12 protein-coding genes and 1 pseudogene are annotated in these 16,965 nt (G+C 51.5%); 3 read left to right on the top strand and 10 right to left on the bottom strand.

The window, feature by feature from the left end; genetic code table 11:
• Positions 1-73 precede the first annotated feature (73 nt).
• Entirely contained in the window at positions 74-1,756 is a 1,683-nt protein-coding gene (locus JET16_RS00725) for a glycoside hydrolase family 2 protein (protein WP_199613663.1), read from the bottom strand.
• Between the two features lie 171 nt (positions 1,757-1,927).
• Here JET16_RS00725 and JET16_RS29865 point away from each other — a divergent pair.
• The 3 genes and pseudogenes from JET16_RS29865 to JET16_RS00710 all read left to right on the top strand — a co-directional run.
• Positions 1,928-2,130: pseudogene (locus JET16_RS29865) on the top strand (IS1595 family transposase); the annotation flags it as partial.
• Positions 2,131-2,236: 106 nt separating this feature from the next.
• The gene (locus tag JET16_RS00715; RefSeq protein ID WP_199613662.1) at positions 2,237-2,689 is read left to right on the top strand and encodes a hypothetical protein; all 453 of its coding nucleotides are present in this window, start codon (positions 2,237-2,239) and stop codon (positions 2,687-2,689) included.
• 416 nt (positions 2,690-3,105) lie between these two features.
• A complete protein-coding gene (locus tag JET16_RS00710) occupies positions 3,106-4,446 on the top strand; it encodes a multi antimicrobial extrusion protein MatE (RefSeq protein ID WP_199613661.1) in 1,341 nt (446 codons plus the stop codon).
• Positions 4,447-4,542: 96 nt separating this feature from the next.
• Here the strand turns inward: JET16_RS00710 and JET16_RS00705 are convergent, their stop codons facing one another.
• Genes JET16_RS00705 through JET16_RS00665 form a run of 9 tightly spaced genes read right to left on the bottom strand, consistent with a single transcriptional unit; the run spans position 4,543 to position 16,904 of the window.
• Complete coding sequence (locus tag JET16_RS00705; protein ID WP_199613660.1) at positions 4,543-5,532, bottom strand: glycoside hydrolase family 113; 990 nt, start codon at positions 5,530-5,532, stop codon at positions 4,543-4,545.
• Between the two features lie 22 nt (positions 5,533-5,554).
• The gene (locus JET16_RS00700; protein ID WP_199613659.1) at positions 5,555-6,556 is read right to left on the bottom strand and encodes a carbohydrate ABC transporter permease; all 1,002 of its coding nucleotides are present in this window, start codon (positions 6,554-6,556) and stop codon (positions 5,555-5,557) included.
• 24 nt (positions 6,557-6,580) lie between these two features.
• The gene (locus tag JET16_RS00695) at positions 6,581-7,483 is read right to left on the bottom strand and encodes a carbohydrate ABC transporter permease (protein WP_325176577.1); all 903 of its coding nucleotides are present in this window, start codon (positions 7,481-7,483) and stop codon (positions 6,581-6,583) included.
• The gene (locus JET16_RS00690; protein WP_199613658.1) at positions 7,480-10,056 is read right to left on the bottom strand and encodes a DUF5696 domain-containing protein; all 2,577 of its coding nucleotides are present in this window, start codon (positions 10,054-10,056) and stop codon (positions 7,480-7,482) included. Before JET16_RS00690 ends, JET16_RS00695 begins: the two co-directional genes overlap by 4 nt.
• Positions 10,057-10,071: 15 nt before the next feature.
• Entirely contained in the window at positions 10,072-10,692 is a 621-nt protein-coding gene (locus JET16_RS00685) for a Yip1 family protein (RefSeq protein WP_199613657.1), read from the bottom strand.
• The gene (locus JET16_RS00680) at positions 10,673-12,142 is read right to left on the bottom strand and encodes an NHL repeat-containing protein (RefSeq protein ID WP_199613656.1); all 1,470 of its coding nucleotides are present in this window, start codon (positions 12,140-12,142) and stop codon (positions 10,673-10,675) included. The genes JET16_RS00685 and JET16_RS00680 overlap by 20 nt, the downstream gene beginning before the upstream one ends.
• A 10-nt stretch (positions 12,143-12,152) precedes the next feature.
• Positions 12,153-13,019, bottom strand: a complete 867-nt coding sequence (locus JET16_RS00675; RefSeq protein ID WP_199613655.1) for a carbohydrate ABC transporter permease — start codon at positions 13,017-13,019, stop codon at positions 12,153-12,155.
• 3 nt (positions 13,020-13,022) lie between these two features.
• Positions 13,023-13,991: a carbohydrate ABC transporter permease gene (locus tag JET16_RS00670; protein WP_199613654.1), complete on the bottom strand. Its 969-nt coding sequence runs from the start codon at positions 13,989-13,991 to the stop codon at positions 13,023-13,025.
• Positions 13,992-14,006: 15 nt separating this feature from the next.
• A complete protein-coding gene (locus tag JET16_RS00665; protein ID WP_199614234.1) occupies positions 14,007-16,904 on the bottom strand; it encodes an extracellular solute-binding protein in 2,898 nt (965 codons plus the stop codon).
• Positions 16,905-16,965: the final 61 nt, after the last annotated feature.

The raw sequence follows: 16,965 nt of genomic DNA, 5'->3' as shown, positions 1-16,965 counted from the left end.
CGCAAACATTCCTTACCTCTACATGACAATACCCTCCTCTTTTACTTAGTTCAATACAGTGAACGCATCATAATTATAGGTGAAATAAGCTTTTTACCGTATCATACGAAAGCTTTGGCCTGCGGTATCTGTCGACAATCCCTTTGCTGTTTTGCGTCCCTGCGCGGGATAACAGCCATCCGTTTCCTTCCGTTACCTTACAATCGCAGAACTGCCAAATCAACATCCCGGATATGAACGGTCTCGCTTGATAAGCCACAATGTTCCGTCTGATGATGTCCGCCTGGCGCTCCTCGGTGCCTTTGAAACGGGCGGGATCCCGTAGTCCGTAATAACCGTCGGCTCCGAATTCGCTCATAATCATCGGCTTGCCCAATCCGCCCGCTTCATCGGCCCACTTTCTGGCCTGATCGCAAAGCTCACCCGGATCTTCTTCGCCGTACCATAACGGATATAAATTGAACGACACAATATCTGCCAGATCGAAGCAAAGCTCCTTATCTCTATGATGGGAGGCGAACGTAAGCGGCCTGGATTGATCCATCGAGCGAATTTGCTCCAGCTGCGCCTTGTACATTTCCCTGCCTTCCGGCGTATCGCTCGCGCACTCGTTGAGAATCGCCCAGATGATGATGCTCGGGTGGTTGTAGTGCTGTTCGACCATCTCACGGTTGCAACCTTCGCATTGCTTCATAAAATTCGGGTGCTTCATCTGTTCCAAGCTCAGGCCGCGGGCATGGTTTTCTTCCCATACGTAAATACCTCGTTCATCGCACAGATCCAGGAAACGTTCGTCGTTCGGGTAATGGCTCGTCCGCACCGTGTTGGCGCCCATGTCGACCATCAGCTCCACATCTTTTACCATGAGCTGGTACGGTATGGCCGCTCCGGCGAGAGGATGGTCCTCATGGCGGTTGAAGCCTTTCAGCATAATGTCTTCCCCGTTGATCTGAATTTTCCCGTTGTGCGTCGTTACTTCGCGAAATCCGACCCGCTCGATCAAATCGTCGACCGGCTCGCCGCCGGAAGCGGAATAAAGCTGCATTTGCAGTAAGTATAGGTTAGGCGCCGCGTTTGACCAAGCGTTCACACCGTTGAACATTTGGTTAGCGTGGAAAACTGCCGTTTGTCCCGCAGGAATAAGACGTTTCCCCATATGGATTGAAGTGCCGGCCAAAGTTCCGCGGAGCTCCGCCTCCGTATCTTTGTTTCCGATATTTCGGACATACACGTTAATGGAAGCTTGCCAACCGGAACCCGCCATTGAAGGAATAAACTCGATCCGCTCAATGAATGTGTCCGGAATCTCTTCAACGACGACCGGCCGAATAATTCCCCCGTACGTAAAATAATCGTTGGGAACATGCAGTGCGGAAGCGTCGTTAAACGAGTTATCGACCAATACTGCGACATCGTGCGTCCCCGCATCGGCTTCCGGCACAATAACGGAGAAAGCAGTGTATGCGTTATAGTGCTCGGCAATTTTCTCTCCGTCAAAATAAACTTCAGCCGTATGGCTCACGCCTTTAAATGTGAGCCGCAGTGCCGTCTTCTTTGCTGTTTGCACTGTCGTGCGATATGCTGCCTTTCCCCTGTATACATCGAAACGCGGATGCATTTCCCAGCAGCCGGGCACCGGCATCCTGTACCGATATTCGGAAGGAAGCGTTCCATCCGCCTCTACCGGCTGGAAATCCCAATCCCCTTCCAACTCTTTTAATTTGCGAACGACATTCGTTTGGAATAAACGTATCATCGGCCCGATCTCATCTCCTTATATATAGTAAGCACTTCTATCATATCGTTTTTCAAAGAAGGTGAAAAATATAATTATCAAGCCGGCAGGTATAAGAATACGGAAGCAATCAGATTCAGCGCCTGAATTCGGCATTCATCGCCGTGCAACCGCAATTTTCGCGACTAATCCGTATATCACATCCAACATGTAAACTCGATCCATTCCCGTTTGAAGAAGTGGATGGATAGGTTTCAAGGTGTTGCAACCAAAATCTCGACAATTATATGTTTTGGTAACGATTCTTGGAGTTACATCATGCAGACAGGCAGAAAAAGATGTTACTGGATACATGTAAGCGAGCGAATATTATAACTATACAGAACTTCAAGTAGATTGCTTAAGAAACTGAATTGACTAAAAAATTTCCCTCAAAGCATGCATGTATATGGTAAAATATGGTTGTGATATCGCATTACTTGATGATAGAGGTGACCTTTAATGGAAAAGCCAGTATTTTTGTTCCACGGGGGAAGTAAGTTGGTTGATGAATTAAAGCCAAATCAAGCGTATGATTGGGGCCACAATGAAGGAAACCAGTTTGCAGTATACGCAACTTCTATTAAAGATCATGCAATAGCTTTTGCATTAGGAGTCGTTCCTGACGAACATGGCAATAGCAGCCGAGTTATGCACCCCAAGTATGGAGAGCCGTTAAAAATGATATTTGTTAGTGGGCACCCAAACTACGGAGGAAAAGGTTATGTATATAAAGTGTCAAGTGAAGGATTTACATACGCAGGTGGGAATCAATGGGTAAATCCCAATCCCGTTACTCCAATTGAAATTATTGAAATAAACGTAGATGAGCATTTGCATTTGTTTAGGTATGCAACAGAAGAGGAAAAAGCAGAGATTGAAGAAGAGTATAGACGTAAAACCCAAAGATATTGATTAGTTGAGGATGCCCGCCCGTATGGGAATTAGGTATCCTTACTAGTATTGGACAATTTTAGACATCAGTAGAGAGCAACAATATTTGCGAAAACAGCGTTTTTGTTTTGATGGAGGACGTAGCCCAAGCGAAGGTGCGGGAGGGGAATATTCCCTAAGCCGGCTTCTTCGACAACAGTTTTCTTGAAAATACTCAAAGGCGTATACCCCCGCTATCATCGATTAGTATCATAACGATCATTCCGACCGTACTATGCATAATTTTCACCGCTCCATCATGCCACCCGATAGATGTGACAACATCAACGGCTTACATAGTGACAAACGCGTAGAAAAGTGATGGACCCTTCGCTGTCCATTCGTGTTACAATGGGACCTATAATCTTGAAACAGCATCCGACCGGGGGCCCAGCCATATGTCAAACGTATCTTTATCCCAAACCGCCAAGCCTGCAACGGCCCGAACAACTTCCATGTTAACTCTGGTGCTGTTTTTTCTGCCGCTAGGCCTAGCCTCTTGTTTAGTGACAATTACACACGTAATCATTCATGCCACCTTATCCCAAGCGCAGCAGCCGGAGGCGGTCATTGCCAGCTACGCGATCGGGATGAGTTTATTTATTTTAACGGAAAGACCGGCGGTTCTCATAAGGCAAACTTGCTCGGCACTGGTCAGAGACCGTGTGTCGTTCCGGGCCATGTCGGGTGTAACATACATTCTTATTGCGGCGTGCATCGCATTCGGCGCAATCATTAGTTACACTCCGGCCGGCCCGCTCGTATTCCGACAAATATTCGGAGTCAAGCCGGGCGCCGTCGGTTCCGTAGTCGAAGGTTACCGGTTCTTAATGTGGGTAAGCGTATTTTCCGCGTTACGCTGCCTGTACCACGGCGTTATCATCTCGCAGATGCGGACCAAATGGATGACGATCGGCATGGTCGTCCGATTAGCCGGCATGTTCGCACTCTCTCAATATTTCATCCGGATGGAACAAGTCGACAGCGGTGCGGTCGGCGCACTTATATTTGCTGCAGGTATGATGATTGAAGCGCTTGTCAGTTTCCTGGAAGGCCGAATTCTCGTACGCAAAATGCCGGAACGAATACAATCGCATGGCATCACAAAAAAAAAGCAGGTATTCGGATTTTATCGCCCGTTGCTCTATTCATCGTTCATCGCGGTAACGATCCATCCCGCCGTCAACGCCCTGCTCGGGAAGACGTCGGACATCGAGTTGGCGATCGCCTCATTCGCCGTCGCTTCCAGCATATTTAATTTAGTGATGAGCTTCTTTACTTACATTCATCAAATTGTGCTTAACTTTCACGCCTCTTCCCCGGAGCTTGTACGACGGTTTCAGCTCATCGTCGGATTTGTCCCGGGCGTTTTGCTCATCGCCATCGGGTGGACGCCTATCGGTTCTTATATCTTTGCGGAGCTGCTCGGATTAAGCGGCCGTCTGCTGCCGGCAACGATCGATGTGCTGCGTTCGTTCCTTGCACTGGCATTCGTGCTTCCATGGCTGGATTTCGGCAACGGATTGCTTATGCTCCGCCGGCGGACGAACGTGTTCGTCTGGTCCCAGTGCGCCAACGCCGGACTAGCAGTCAGTCTGCTCGTCATATTGGTCGCCCTCGTTCCATCCTGGAACGGCAGCATCGGCGCCGTCGCCATTACGGGTGGTTTTGCGGGCGAGCTGGCGGTTGTGTGGACTGCGCTGTACCTGCAGCACCGTTCTAAATTAACGGCACTGTAGGATCCGACTATCTATTGTGTAAAAAAAAGATCGGCATTAAGCCGACCAAATTTGTTAATGTCATATAACAATTAACTATATTAATTATTCATGATGTTACTTACTTAATATATTAATTGGTTTGCTATACCACTCCGCAAGTATTACACCGGCCTTCTTGCCGTAAACATCAAACCCGAGGTTGGTTCCGGCCTGCTCCAACGGATAAAGCTTGACGCTCCAATCCCACCAGAAGAAGCCCGAAAACCAAGGCTCGTCCCAAAACACTTTGATGACGGAGCTATAGAAATTCGCTTGCTCCTCTTCATAGTACGGAAGCTCGCTGCTGGCGTAATCCCACGGCATCGTCGCACACCCGAGGGCGCTGCGGCAGCCGATCTCCATAAATATAATCGGCTTATTAAACTTGCGCTGAAGCCGCTCCAGCTTTTCCCGAACGGGGAGCCAGTTCGCGATCATGTTCTCCTCGGTGTCTCCGGGCGCTTTTCCTACCGGGTAGTATGCGCTCGTTCCGATATAATCCACCGCGTCGAACCAGGCGATTCCTTCTTCCTTGCCGTGGTTTGCGTTGTAAACGAGCGGACCCGAATACGCTTGACGCACTTTCACGATAGCGCTTCTCCAGCGGTCGGTTTGAGACTCCGACTTCACCATTTCGCAGCCGACGCAGAACATTTCGACGTCAAGCTCTTCAGCCAGTTCGGCATAATGCACCAAAAAATCCGTGTACGACTCGAACCATTTATCCCAGTATCTGTGCGTAACGCTCTCCTCATCCGGAAAACCGATATTCGCTCTCCACAGACCGTCTCGAGAATTGACAACCGGCTTTAAGCAAACCTTCAACCCGAGCCTCTTTGCTTCGCGAACCGCGAACTCCAAATCGCGGTCCGTCACCGTATATCCGTAATCGAAAGAGATTTCGGTGGAATGCACCGTGTCCTGCCACGTCCAAAACGACAGAGCGACCCATTCACATCCCGTCTCGCAAAGCTTGCGAAGAGAATCGGCCGCCTCGGGCGTTCTGTAATCTCCGCGCTTTGAGTTCCATCCCCACGTCATTCCCTTGATGAATAACCGCTCCATTTTCAAAATCCGCCCCTTTTCATTAACCCACAACTCCCGTACGCTCCACGCTCTCAACGAAATACCGCTGCACGAACAGGTACATTACGATGAGCGGAGCGATTGCCAGCAAAATCCCCGTATCGACAATCATCGCAACATGATTCGGGTCCGCCTTCATTTCCGCATTCGCACCGAGCCCGAGAAGGGACGGCAAATACTGGTTGGCATCGGCAGGCAAAGAAGCGATCTTGACTGACATTAAGGCGCTCTCGCTCATGAACAGCGACGCATAGAACGTGTCGTTGTATTGCCATACGAATGCAAACAGCATAACGGTCACCAACGCAGGGATCGCGTTAGGCAGCATGATGCGGAAAAATGTCATGAACCCGCCCGCTCCGTCAATCAATGCGGCTTCCTCAATCTCCTTGGGAAGACCGCGAAAAAATTGCCGGAAAATATAGATGTACAGACCTGACTTCAAACCGTTTGCCGTCGCCGACGTTATCATGGAGGGCCAATAGGTGTTGAGCAAATTGACGCCGTCCTTCCCGGAAAACAGAGTGACGAGACCCATAATATCAAAATTGCGGAAATGCAGGTACATCGGCACCATCAACGTGCTCATCGGAATAAGAATCGTTAAAATAACAAACGTAAACAATATGTTGCTGCCCGGAAAAGTGAATCTTGCAAACCCGTATCCCGCAAGGGCGCAAGAAGCGGCTTGCAGTAACGTTGTAATCGTAACGAACAGCAGCGTATTGCCGAGCAGCGGCCAATAATTCAGAACTTCCATAGCGAGCCTGAAGTTATCCAGCGTGAAATGAACCGGCACCATATAAATCGTAGGGTTGTAGATATCGGCAGGATCTTTGACCGCTGTGGAAATTTGCCTTGCCAGCGGATAAATAATGACGAACGATATCCCGATGACGAGTATATAGCGGACGACGGACCATAACCATTCCAACGATTTGTTTTTCGTTCTCTGCAGCCGGTACACCATGGACGCGTCTTCTCTGACATTGAACGATTCCATGCGCCGTTCCTCCTTTCGCAACCTTCAGTTGTAATAAAACACTCTTCTGGAGATGAGTACTCCGATAATGACCAGTATGACGGCGACTACCAGCGTGTACAGCCAGGACATGGCCGCGCTGAGCCCGAAGTTTTGCGACCGGAATGCCGTTTCATAGATCGTCTGCGTTACCGTGCTGTTCGAGAACGAGTCGATGATCGTGTATATGACGTTGGTCAGAATGAGCGGGCTCACCATCGGGAAAGTAATTTTCCAGAACGATTCGTAAGCGGTCGCGCCTTCCATCTTGGCCACCTCATACATCGACGGCGGAACCGACTGCAGAGCAGCCAAGAAAATCAAGATTTGAACGCCTGAGCTGCGTATAATTTCATAGATTCGCATAACGCCGTCGACGATATAATTGATAAACCATTCCGGAAATCCGGCGTTTTCCAGTAGGAAGATAAGAGACAGCGTGTCGAACCCGCTTTGCATCTCGCCAAGCTCTTTCGCAACCTCCGAGCTGCCGGTCAAGCTGATCAAACCGGAAGTTTCGGCGGCCGCGATCGCGCCGGAAGCGAGAATGACCGGAAGAAAGAACACCGCTCTTGCCATCGTCCGTCCTCTGAACTTCTGATTGAGCAAAGCCGCCGAAAACAGGCTAAAGAACAATATCATCGGTACGTTCCAGACCATTTCCGTTACGGATTCCGTCAATATCCTGTTGAAATTCGCATCGACGAACAGTGCGTCGTTGAAGTTTTTGAGACCGGTAAAGCGCAATTCATAGCCGCCCGGAGCCACTTTGAGCTCGTGAAAACTGAAATTGGCCGATTGAACGAGCGGCGCCGCGAACAAGAATACGAATCCGATCAACCACGGCAGGATAAAGGCATAGCCGAGAAGCGCCCTCTTCCGAGTCAGTGTCATCCTTTTCTTGTTCACTGGCTTCCACCGCCCGCCGTAAAGTTTTTCGCGCCGATTCTCGTTCCGTTCACCGTTACCGGCTTATCCGTGTAGTTGATAAATACGGAAGCGCCGTTCTCGTACCGTACCTCCACGACACCTTCCATATGACGAATGTGCTTGTCGATCTTCACTGAACGAAGGCCAGCAAGCGCTGCGTTTACATTCTTGTACATGTCCACCGCCTGATCGTACCAAGACGTATATTGCGTCGAAAACATCGTGTCGTAGAGTGTAAATTTTAATTTTGACGAGGAGTCGTTGGACCAGAAAAAGTGCGGCGCGGAACCGAGTTCGATCGAACGCAGCAGATGCGCGTGTACGTCCTGTTCGTCATCCAGGTTGACCGGCGCTCCTGCATAATCGGCATACCCGTGAAGGACCATCTGGTAAAACGGCACCTCCTCGTCCGTAATATTGAACAAACTCGTTGAGGTCGGAACGTTCACCACCTGATCGGCATATGCGAGAGCGTACGCGTTCCCTCCGGTAATCAGCAAATTCGGGTAGCGCTCTTTCAATTTGCCGAGCTGTTCCGCCACGATGTGTTTGGCCGTATCGCGGAAGATAACGCGATTGACCCGGTAATCGGCATGCAGCAAGTCCCCGAGATCGCGGAGCGCGACGGCGTCGTTCTCCAACCGTTCATATCCGTTGATAAAACGATCCACATAATAAGGCAGCTTGGCCGGCGACAACAAATAATAAATGCCCAAATCGTAATCCATCGTATTGAATGCGCGGTTGAACGGCGTGCGGACCGCTTCCTCGCGCGTGACGAAACGCGCGGCGTCGGAAGCCGGCGCAAAGTTGAAGTCGTCCCGGTAAACGTGCTGGAAAGCGACATCCGGGTACAGCTTGCCGCCCATCGCCTCCAGCTTGGCAGCAAGAGACTTGATACCCGAGCTCCCGCCAAGCACTCCGTCTACATTCACATTCGCAGCGATTTTATGATTTATTCCGCCGTTGAACCAGCCCAAATAACGCATACGGATATTGGAAACTCCGTCCGATTTCAACCGGTCGGCGATCGCGCCGGCTTGATCGAACGTTGTCATTGAGATCATGCCCTTATACGGAACGCCGAGAAACGTCTGCCGCTTATCGACGGCACCGAGAACGCTTAGATAGAAAGGCATATCTCCCTCTGCCGCAAGCGGCTTCAGCACGCCCCGCTCTTCGAGCGATTCCTGATAACGCTTGGCCATGCCCGAGTAATCCGCGTCATCGCCGGAAAGAAAGCTGTACCGCACTTGAACGTCGCCGGCAAACCGCTCATCGGTCAGCAATTTTATTTCTTCGACTTTATTGCCCTTATACAGCTCCAGCTCATCCTCACCGCGAATGGCGAAGCTGGAAAAAACATGGTTGTAAGAATTACTGCGCCCGCTAATATCGGCGTTTATGCTCGCAATGCCGTCACCCTTCTCAATGACTGCGAGCCACGCCTCACTGCCGGATTTCAGACCGAACACCGGCAACCTTACGCTTTCGGCCACCTGGCCGCGCCTGCCGCTGTTATCGTTGTAGTCCTCACCGTAAACCCTCTGCGCGTAAACCTCTTCTCCCGTCTTGCCGTTGTTCAAGTAAATCAAACTTCCGGAGCCGTCCGGCACGAGCATGTAGCCTTGTTCCGCCGTTCCCGCAGCCCCGAAAAATCCGAGCAAATTCAACATGCGAATCCTGTAACCTTCGCTTTCTTGAATCTGGCTGACAGGTACCGTAACGACAAGCGAATCGCCGTTCAACCGAATTTCGAGCGGAATCGTAAAATTAGGCTTATTAGCGGCTGTTCCTCCCGCAACCCCGTTCTCTTCGTTATCAAAGGCAAGATCGTCGGGCGAATAGCCCGCTTTCTGGAATGCTTCCAGCATTCTCTTCAGCACCAGGGCCCGTTCGACGGCCGAATCCAACCGCTCCAGAACGTCCGGATTCGATTTCAGCGGATAGTACCTGGTGCTTACATAGCGCGCCGTCGCTTCGTCCAGCTTGCTAAACACCTTCTCCTCCATCCTCTTCTTGCTGATAAACTTCGGGAGCGCGTCAATGCCCAGCGACATATCGCCAAGCGTGTATGCGATGCGGATGCCGTTCTCGATGCTCTCCGCCGTGAACTGGCCGCGATTGATGCTTTGCGCGAAATTGGTGAACGTGTCGACCCGCCCCATGTTGTCCCGATACGTTATTGTAATTTGCGAAGCCAGCGTTTCCTTCTCGAATGGAGAAGCCTTGGAGTCCTCGTCTTTGTCAGCCGGGTTACTGTGCCACACTTTGTCGCTTCGTTTATTCAATACGGCAAATTCCGTCGTTTCGGGATGGAAGTAGAGTGCCAGCTCATCCGTTTCAGCCGCAAGCTTCATTCCCGGAACGGCATCGGCGCCGCCCTGCAGAAACTTCAGCTCCGCCGCTTGCACGGGCTCGGACGTCCCTTGGTCGTAGGAAGCCGTGTTGATCGCCGGCACGCCTGTATTAACTTTGTAAATCAAGAATGCAGCTATGCCGGCAACCAGAATGCAAGCCGATGCCGCGTACCATTTTGTCCGTTTTCTCAAAGGTTGCGGCCTCCTTTACATCCGGAATATAAGTTCACGGTAAATATTCAAGATGAAAAAATAAATCTGCATGCCCATGCTGAAGGCGAGCGATCCGAGGAATACGACAATTCCCATTGCAATGACGGTCAACACCAACGTAATGACGGTTTTGGCCGGGGTATACTGATGCACGGTCATGATGCCGACGAACAGCAGATAGAGAAACCAAGCCCCCGCCAAGCTCCCGGTCAAATAATAGAATGGCGTCTCTTCCTCGGTCATGAACCTGCTGATGAAGGTCATAGGCAAATTGATAAGCACGAACGGCAGCAGCGCATAGCCGGCAGCCATGACAATTTCCTTGAATTTACCCTCGCCTTCCATCAACGTCGTAATCGACCAATTGGCAATGCAGAACAGGAAGAACGGAAGAACGGTGTATTGAATGTCGTTCAGGCTGTTCAGGTAGCGCGGATCGTTGTAATTTACCAGGAATCCGGCGAATTGCTTCTGCAGAATAACGCTAAGAACAAGCAGCGCCAATATGATCATAGCGACTCTGACTTTGCCTTTGCCTTCATACTTCAAATCCCAGAATCCGTCGAACGGATGCAGAATGACATGGAACGGAAATTTATAATGCTCCGGCTTCACGATTCACAGTCCTCCTCTTTCTCCATTTCTTGACGAACCGGAACGATACAAGCGCAATCATTATTGTCACCAACACAGTCATGAACGTGCCGAAATGCTCCTTCATCACTTCTCTCCGGTACCGCTTGTATGCAACGGAATAATATTTGCGCTGCATGCCAAGCTCGAAGTATTCCATCGCTTCCTTGTTCTTTTTCTCCATAAGGAGCGATCTGCCGATACCCAGGTAAGCGATGTCATAGTTGGAATTCAAGCGAAGCACTTCTTTCCATACTTCAACCGCTTCCTCGTCGTTGCCGTTATAATGAAGGGTTACCGCCTTATGGACGGAGCTTCCGAACAAGGTCGGTCGGAACACAACGACGTTGTTCTTGCCCCGGTCAAGCACGGCGAGCTTATCGCCGATCCGTTCGACCGCAACCGGAGTATTAAACACGCCCAGCTGCGTACCTCTGCCTCCGAAAGCGTAAAGCAGCTCCCCTTCGTCGTTATACGTGAACAACCGGCCGCGGAACGAATCGAGCACCGTATACATCCCGCCGCCGATCACCTTGATATCGGTAAGCTTCGACGGACCCGCGTTATTGCCGAATATCCGGTATCGCACATCGCCCATATTCGGATAATAACCGAACCGCTTGATGACATCTTGACCCGACGGATTGAGCCGTTTGATCGGGTTTTGCATATTCATGTCGATGTTGGTGGAGTAGACAAACCCTTTGCTGTCAATATCGACGTTGGAGAATTCCGTTGGAATAAAGAGCTGCATCCGCTCGCGCTGCGCATCCGTCGCAAGCCGGCGCCAAAGTTTGTCGGTGAAGCTTTGCGTTACGTTGATCGTGCCGACGTACCCGATAAAGCCGCCTTTGTCCTCGAATTGCATCAATCCCTCAAATACGCCGCGCGCCACGACAAAGATCCGGTTTGCCTTGTCCACAGCGAGCTTGACCGGGTTGAACTTGAAATTGCCCGGCAAAATGTCGGATTGAGGATTGTCGACGATTTTGACAAGCTTCCCTTGATTCGTCAGCACGACAATACGGCTGTTTTCGGTATCCGCGACGTAGATCTCTTTGCTTTCCGTTACGAATACGCCTCCGGGATTGTTGAACTTATCTTCCTTGCCGGCGTTCTCGAACGAAGATATGACCCGGATGACGTTCCAGTTGCCGTCAGTGCATATGATGCGATTGTTGCCGCTATCCAGAATGTAGATGAACCCGTCCTCCGTCACGTACAAATCGTTCGGATTTTTGAAGCTCCCGACACCCAGATCGCTTCCCGAAACCGAACGATCCGGAAGGAACGGTGCAGGCAGCGGGACGGAATCCCGATAGTAATTGTAGGTATAAGCTTCGTACGGAGCCCCCGCCGATACCGGCGGAGCGGCGTTCACCGCAATGAATGAAATGATCGCCGTTATGATAAGCGCTTTGTTCAATATCACGGCCGCCCCCCTAATCTTTCATACCGGACGTCGCCATCGTCTCGATGATACGGCTTTGCGTAAAGATGAACAGCGTGATCGGCACGCTCATCAATATTAACGCTACCGCGGCGCCGACGCCCGCACGGGCGATACCGCCCTGTATGATTTGATTGGACGCAAAGTGCAATGTTTTCAGCTGCTCGCTGTATATGAATCCGTTGCCGTCCGTCCCCCACAGCAATTGGAACAGCAGGATGATCAGCGTCAGCCATGCCGGCCTCACGTTCGGCATTATGATTTGCCAGAAAATCCGGTATTCGGAGGCGCCGTCGATCTTGGCCGCTTCGAGCAGCGCGTCCGGGATTTGCTCCATAAATTGCTTCATCAGATACAGTCCCAACGGGAATGCGAAGGCCGGCACAATAACGGCCCAATACGTATCGATAAAGCCGATCCAGGACATGATCATATAGTTCGGAATGGCGGTGACCGCCGGCGTGAACATGAGCGACAATACGACTGTCGTGAACAAAATCGTTTTGCCGGGGAAATTATATTTCGCAAGCGGGAATGCAGCCGCCGAAGCCAAGATGACGTGACCTATGACTCCCATGCCTGTGATGAATACGGTGTTGAAAATGTAGCGGGAGAACGGCACCCACGAGTTGCCCAGCAGCGTCATAAGATCGACAAAGTTGTTCAAAGTCGGATTGCGAACGAATAACGTCGGCGGGAACAGGAAAATCTCATCGAGCGGCTTGAACGCCGCGTTGATCGCATAGACGAGCGGAAGCGCCATAAAAGCGCCGACGGCCGCCAGAAACGCGAACATCCAGAAGCTTCCCATGAAGGAGCGGTTCACGCGTTTTTTTCGCAGTTGAAATGTGATATTCATGCGCTAATTCCCCACCCTCCGGAGAAGTCGTTGAACGATGAGGTTCGTGCCCACCATAAGGGTAAACAGTACGGTGGCGATTGCCGAAGCGTAGCCCATCTCGAAGCGGATCGTACCGAAGTCGATCAGGTGCGTTACGATCGTCTCCGCGGCGTAGTTAACGCTTGGAAAGCCCGCCAAGTTTATCGATACGTCGGCTACCGCAAGCGACGTAGTCAGCTGAATGACCGCACCGAACATGAGCTGCGGCTTCATCGACGGCAGCGTAATGTACCAGAGCTCCTGCCAGCGGTTTTTGACGCCGTCGACGGCGCCGGCTTCGTATAACGTCTTGTCGACGGTCTGCAGCCCTGCGATAAAAGCAAGGAAGCCGGTGCCAAGGCTCAGCCATAATTGCACGAGAATGATAATCGCCAGAATGTACTTCTCCGTCTTCAGCCATAAGATCGGCTCGAGAATGATCGCCCAATTGATCAAGAAGCCGTTGGCGATACCGTACCGGTCGCCGGAAAATATCATTTGCCATATGAAATAGACGTTGCCCGATATGGACGGAGCGTAGAAAACAAGGGTCATGAAGGCGCGCATCTTCGGCCGCAAATCATTAATGATCCAGGCGAAGATGAAGCACGCCAAGTAGCTGACCGGACCTGTAATTGCCGCGAACAACAGCGTGTTCTTGATGGCGATGAGGAATATGTCGTCCTCCAGGAACAGTCTGGAGTAGTTCTGCCAACCGATAAATCTCGGGAACTCGAGCATATTGAAATAGGTAAAGCTGATAAAAATCGACATGATGACGGGAAGAACGGTAAACATCGCGAACAACAGCATATATGGCGCCATAAGAACGTATGCATGCTTATTCGCTTTGATGGCCTGCCTCTTGACTGCCCACCAGGATTGAGAGCGGGCGGAGGGTTTCAAGGCCGATGCGGCTGGGTTCGGTTCATTAATGATGGCGTCAGACATTGTGGTTCCCTCCCTTTATTCCGGCAGGCCGAATTCTTTTCGCTTCGCGCGAATTTCTTCCTGAATATATTGCGTGTAATCCACTATCGCTTCCCGTGGCTCCGTCTTGGCGTTAACGACAACCTTATAGAATGCATTCAGAAGGTGGCGTCCGGTGAAATAGCCGCCCGGCACCTCCGGTATGCCGCGCACCCATTCGAACTGCGCCCTAAGGTTTTCGTAATCGGCAACCGGCCAAGGCAGGCTGTCAAGGGCTTTGATGTTTGCGGTCGGATAGCGCGCCGCAGCTCCCATCAGACTCTCCATTTCCCTTCCGAACTTTGTTTGAATCTGTTCGCTGGTCCACCATTTCATGAATTCCCATGCCGCATCTTTGTCTTTGGCGCCCTGCAGCATAAGCGTTCCGCTTCCGCCGCCCGGCACCTCGCGCCTGATCGTTCCGTCCGGCTGTTTCGTGCCCGGAACGGGTGCAAAGCCCCACATTCCGCGAATTTCCGGCGCAAACACGGATAATTGGTTATACGTCGTGTAGTCCGCGATGCCGATCGGCATCTGTCCGGTCCGGAAACGGTTCGGGAAATCGAATTCCCGTTCCAGTTTGTAGTCCGTATAGAACTCCGTCCAAGCTTTGAACGTTTCGATGCCGATACGGGAATCCAGATCGGATTCCTTGCCTCCATTGCGGTAAAACTGCCCGCCGTTCTGCATCAGCAGCATCGCGTAAACGGAGTTCGGCGGAATGTTTTCGCCGGGATAAGACGGTTGTAGAACGAGCGGCAATCCGAATTCCATATGATTTTTATTCAGGACGGCGAAGATGTTGGCCACATCTTCCCACGTTTCCGGCACGGACAGCCCCAACTCGTTGAGCACATCCTTCCGGTAGAACAGCATGTTGAACGTCTGAGTTTCAGGCAGCGCATATACGCCGTTCTCGTACGTGTACGGTACTAATGCGCTAGGCCGGAAGCGCTTCGCGACTTCCTCGAAGTCGCTGAATCGGGTAAGGTCTTCAGCCGCGTTGCGCATCGCGTAGTTTACCGGAATGTCGTTGCCGATCTGCATGGCGACGTCAGGCCCTTGCCCGGCAAGCGTGGCAGGCAGCAGCGTTTGCATCTGGACAAGCTTAAGATTGACGTTGATTCCGGTTTCCGGCGTGAAGGTTTCGTCGATCATCGCTTTCAGCGTATTCGCCTGGTCGCGGCCGCTTCCGATCCATACCGTAACCGACCGTTCCCCGCTCCCGTCGGACACATTGCCGATCTGATTGTAATCGATAAAGAACGAGTACATGAATGTTACGATCTCGTGCCTGAGCTTCGCGAAAAAACCCATACCGTCGTTCGGCAGATTCTTATCGGGCGACGCCACGTAGATCGCATCGATCTCGAGCGGCATTTCCCGCGTCTTCAGCAGCCAAGTGCCGAGTCCGCCGGTATTCGTCTTATAGGCGGTCAAGCGTCTTGGAATCGTGTCCGGATTCTCGATCATTTCGTCAAGCTGGATGGCCATCGTCTTCAATAACGCCTCCGAATCGCCGCTCCCGCCGGACAGTCTGCGCAGCTCGGCGCTGACGTCTTTAAGCCGCTTGCTCTCCGCGGCGAACGTTTCCAACAAGTTCGGAATTTGTTTCTCCACGCGGTAGTCGCGGAACTCGTCGGGAGAAGACCCGGTTATCATCAATATTTTGCGGTACATGGCGTTGAGGTTGAACAAGCTTTCCTCGACCTCGCGGATCAGCGGAGCGAATTCTCCTAAGCTCGCCTCCAGGCGCAAAATATGCTTTCCCTTCTCCAATATAAACAAGTACGGTTCGGCGCCGCCCATCACGTCCAAGCGGTAATTGTTGTTGAAACGAAACGGGACGCGCTCCATTTCCTTAAACGGCACTTTGCCGTCAATCGTTAACCTGCGGGTGGAATAAATACCCCGTACAAAGTTTTGCTGTGTCTTCATTCCGATTTTGTACAGCCCGGTCTCGGGCACTTCGAATTCCCATTCGATCCACTGCCCCGGAATGCGCCAATTATAGCCGCCGATCGTATTGACCCTTATCATGGACGGACTATACGGATAGACTGCCGAACTCGTCCGCTCGCTTTGCGGATACAAGGTCGGCGACGATTTGGCGATCGCGTCCTCTCCTTGTACCGTTATCATGATATTTTTAGCTTCGTTAAGCCCCTCGGCTTGATAGCGTTTCAATGTTTCCTCGTATGAAGCGGGCGGCTTATATTGAAACAGCTTCAGATTTCGGATGACCATCGGCTCCCGCTGCGAGACTAGCGAGATTTTGTGGGTGCCCGCGGTAAAGTAGAATTGAAACGGCTGTTCGTAGTACCCTTCGAAATCTTTGAACATCGCCTCCCGCCACTCGGGTTTCTCAATTTGCTGCGGACGAAGATCGTTGCCGCGGTTGTCGCGCTTGACCTGATCCAACTCGTTATCCCATATTCGATCGAACTGCAGGTAAGCGGCTTCTTCGAACGGCACTTCGCCGTCAATTAGCAGCGATCGTTCGATACTGGAGCTCTTCCCTTCGATCGGAAAGTACAGTATCGAGATATGGTACAGTCCGGATTCAGGCACGGTAACGGTCCATTCCGCGCTCCCCTGTTCCCCCGTCTTAAGGGAAACGCCTTCCTGTCCTTCGTAATTGTTCAGCGTCTCGAAGCCCTCTCCTTCGATTCCGGAATAGTCGGAAGCCTCCACCACGATTTCCCGATCCGGTAATGAAGCGTTTTCATATTGAGCGATATAATCCGAAAAGCCCTGACGGTCCAGGAGCATCTCGAACAACCGGTCGGCGCCGAATTCGATCGCGGCGTCAGTGACCGAAGAACTTGCGCCGCCTTCGGCCGACGCAAGGGGGACGGGTCCCAGCAACCCGATCGTCAGCATGACGTTCAACATCGCCAACGCCAATTTCCCGATTCGTTCTTTCCCTCTCAATGTCAGCCCCCCAATGCCAACA

Source organism: Paenibacillus alkalitolerans (assembly GCF_016482785.1).
Taxonomy (GTDB): Bacteria; Bacillota; Bacilli; order Paenibacillales; family YIM-B00363; genus Paenibacillus_AE; species Paenibacillus_AE alkalitolerans.
Note: the sequence above shows the minus strand (reverse complement) of the source record. Positions and strands in the feature narration are given on the sequence as shown.

Excerpts from the sequence above, each read along its gene's own strand:
- JET16_RS00675 (WP_199613655.1), bottom strand. The coding sequence starts at position 13,019 with ATGAATATCACATTTCAACTGCGAAAAAAACGCGTGAACCGCTCCTTC.
- JET16_RS00700 (WP_199613659.1), bottom strand. The coding sequence starts at position 6,556 with ATGGAATCGTTCAATGTCAGAGAAGACGCGTCCATGGTGTACCGGCTG.
- JET16_RS00725 (WP_199613663.1), bottom strand. The coding sequence starts at position 1,756 with ATGATACGTTTATTCCAAACGAATGTCGTTCGCAAATTAAAAGAGTTG.
- JET16_RS00665 (WP_199614234.1), bottom strand. The coding sequence starts at position 16,904 with ATGTTGAACGTCATGCTGACGATCGGGTTGCTGGGACCCGTCCCCCTT.
- JET16_RS00705 (WP_199613660.1), bottom strand. The coding sequence starts at position 5,532 with ATGGAGCGGTTATTCATCAAGGGAATGACGTGGGGATGGAACTCAAAG.
- JET16_RS00715 (WP_199613662.1), top strand. The coding sequence starts at position 2,237 with ATGGAAAAGCCAGTATTTTTGTTCCACGGGGGAAGTAAGTTGGTTGAT.
- JET16_RS00710 (WP_199613661.1), top strand. The coding sequence starts at position 3,106 with ATGTCAAACGTATCTTTATCCCAAACCGCCAAGCCTGCAACGGCCCGA.
- JET16_RS00670 (WP_199613654.1), bottom strand. The coding sequence starts at position 13,991 with ATGTCTGACGCCATCATTAATGAACCGAACCCAGCCGCATCGGCCTTG.